The 2,556-nt window shown below is 47.8% G+C and carries 3 protein-coding genes; 2 read left to right on the plus strand and 1 reads right to left on the minus strand.

What is annotated here, in order from left to right; genetic code table 11:
- Positions 1-152 precede the first annotated feature (152 nt).
- Positions 153-872, plus strand: coding sequence for a DUF4225 domain-containing protein (locus tag DGA31_RS29325; protein ID WP_161959251.1), 720 nt, complete (start codon positions 153-155; stop codon positions 870-872).
- A gap of 459 nt (positions 873-1,331) precedes the next feature.
- On the opposite strand, the gene DGA31_RS29740 is transcribed toward DGA31_RS29325, so the two are convergent.
- A complete protein-coding gene (locus tag DGA31_RS29740; protein ID WP_152035095.1) occupies positions 1,332-1,616 on the minus strand; it encodes a hypothetical protein in 285 nt (94 codons plus the stop codon).
- An 87-nt stretch (positions 1,617-1,703) separates the two neighbouring features.
- On the opposite strand from DGA31_RS29740, the gene DGA31_RS29335 reads away from it, so the two are divergent.
- The gene (locus tag DGA31_RS29335) at positions 1,704-2,102 is read left to right on the plus strand and encodes a hypothetical protein (protein ID WP_109514907.1); all 399 of its coding nucleotides are present in this window, start codon (positions 1,704-1,706) and stop codon (positions 2,100-2,102) included.
- Positions 2,103-2,556 lie beyond the last annotated feature (454 nt).

Raw genomic sequence — 2,556 nt, forward strand, 5'->3', positions numbered from 1 at the left:
GGGTTGCTGACCGAACTGACCCTGGATATGCCGCATGTGCTGATGCAAGGCGATGCCCAGCCGCAAGAGCATGTTGCCATTCGTTACCGCGACATTATCTGGACGCACCATACGGCAGGTACGACCGGGTATGCGTCATGGAGTGCCGAGTCATGACGCTGCTGGAGAAGAAGCCTGCGGCGGGCGGGCATGGGCTGGCGGAGGTCGAGCAGGCAGCGATTTCGCTGCAAGGGCAAGCGTGTACGTTATCGGCGCGGCATATTCAGGATGGGATGTTGCGGCTGCAGTTTAATCGGGAGGTGGGTTATTACGCGCAGGGGATTGTGAGGGATGTTGAGACGGGAATTAAAAACCCTGAAGACGGACTAAAAGCTATCAAGGATGAACAAAATAGCCTTTATGATCGTTCTGAGGCATTGTTCATTAAAAGTATCGGTTTGGCCGCTGGCTTTGCTCAAATGACAACCGCACTTATGCTATGCGGGAAGGGGAGCAAACTTGTTTGTCGCGTGACAAGTTCAGTAATGGCAACGCACGGCGTTAACAACACCCTCGAAAACACTCGAAATCTTATGGAGGACCGCTCTGATGCAGAAGGCCCTGTCAGATTACTTTATCAAAACATCGCTACAACTGTAGGAGGTAGCAAATCCCAAGGAAATATAGCTTATGGCACAGTGGACATGGGGCTTTCCGCTTATGGTGCTTTTCGCACAGTACCAAAACCAGATGCCTGGAGGCTGTGGCACTACTTAAAAAAAGATCTAACGCAAGGATATAAAACAGCCTCTGGAGCCTCTCTATTTATCGACTCGGCAAGCACTGGCATCACAACAAAAATCATATATGACGAGATAAATAAAAATGACTAGCAGTACCTGTTTCTATTTAACCTTTACTGCCACTTCGATAACACTCTATACCTTTGCGCGCCTGAGCAAATCTGCATTCTCCGGCGAAAACTACACCCCACTTAAATTCTGGCTCTCAGCCATCTGTAACTTTACAATCATGTTTATTCACCTTCGCTTTGTCAGAACAGGACAACTCCCCTTCATTGGCCCCACTGAAAACTCGGTCATGGGCTGGCTTTCCATGGTCATGACAGTGCTTCACGCCTGTTCACTTCCTGTACTTAGACATAGAAAATCGTGGTTCAAACGCAGAAAATTTGACCCTTACTTCTGAAGGATTTTAAACCGGAGCTCCAAAAATAAAACTAAAATCACCAAAAAAAAAAAAAAAAAAAAAAAAAAATGAACGATACCTTATTTTCCCTACTCATCATAACCACCTCAACAGCCCTCGGCCTTCTAGCCTACTGGGCAACGTTAGCTTGGTCTGGACGAGGCCATACCAAAATACGCTATCAGATCATGTTCACCTACACCATCCTCATGATTATGCTTCACTCTTGCCTCATAGAGCCAGACAGCCTCCCCTTTCAGAAAAACCTTGCTTTGGTGTTGACAGGCTTTGTGTCTGCCCCCTTGATATTTTTTCACGGCTTGGCGATTCCCAGCGAAAGCAAAAAACGGCGCTGGCGTCTGCATAAATTCTTTGACCCCACATTCCGCCGACACAAGCTCTTCATTGACAGATAGCGCCTTGACCATAACAAAAGCACCGCTGACTCTTTAACCGTTAGATGCCTGTATTCTCCTAATCATTCATAAAAGACCGCCCAAGATGAAGCATCGCCAATGACTGGATTGCTAGAGCACCTTACCTTTTTCATTACTGCCCTTCTCGCTTACTTACCCGCACACAAAATGAAATTTTATTTCTCAGGAAAAAACTTCACCACAACCACATGCTTAATAGCCACCGCCTATAATTTAATTATCACCGTCATTCATATGGACTTTCTTAAAACAAACAACATCCTTTTTTATGGCCGCATGGAAGAATACATTCTAGGCTGGGTATCCATGGTGATGATCGGGCTACACGCCTCTGCCTTACCTATGGAATGGAAAAGACGCCCCAGAATCCGTCGTAAAATCTTCGACCCAAAAATCCGCAAGCACAAACTGACCTTTGATCGTTATCGACTGGCACAGCCAAGAAAGTCCATCCTTTCTTTCTGGAAACGCTCATGAACACCACACTGCTCGCCCTGCTGGTTTAGGCGTAGAACATAGCGAATCACCTATAACACTTATGCCGGATCACTTCATATGTACTTTCTGGAAAAGGGCCACATCCCTTTCTACGGTTCCATGGACAGATTCCCTCTGGGCTGGCTATCCGATGACTGGTTTACAGCCGTGGCCTATGTACCATTCCTACTGGCCTCATCGCGGGCAGAGCCCCCTCCCACATCAGCTCGGTGCCTGCGGTGCGATAGCACTGTGTCGTGTCGGGCCGTTCATGATTCTGAGCCGATGAAGCAATAGCCATCGGCAGCGTTCATTTCGGACACGTCCTACATATTGCCGGGAAGCTCGAAAATAGACTGGTCCTCCATTTATCAAGGAGGACCGTCATGGCGAACTGCGGCTATATGACCATCAAGGGCGAGAAACAGGGCCTGATTTCGGCGGGGTGTTCGAC

Source organism: Pseudomonas ovata (assembly GCF_003131185.1).
Taxonomy (GTDB): Bacteria; Pseudomonadota; Gammaproteobacteria; order Pseudomonadales; family Pseudomonadaceae; genus Aquipseudomonas; species Aquipseudomonas ovata.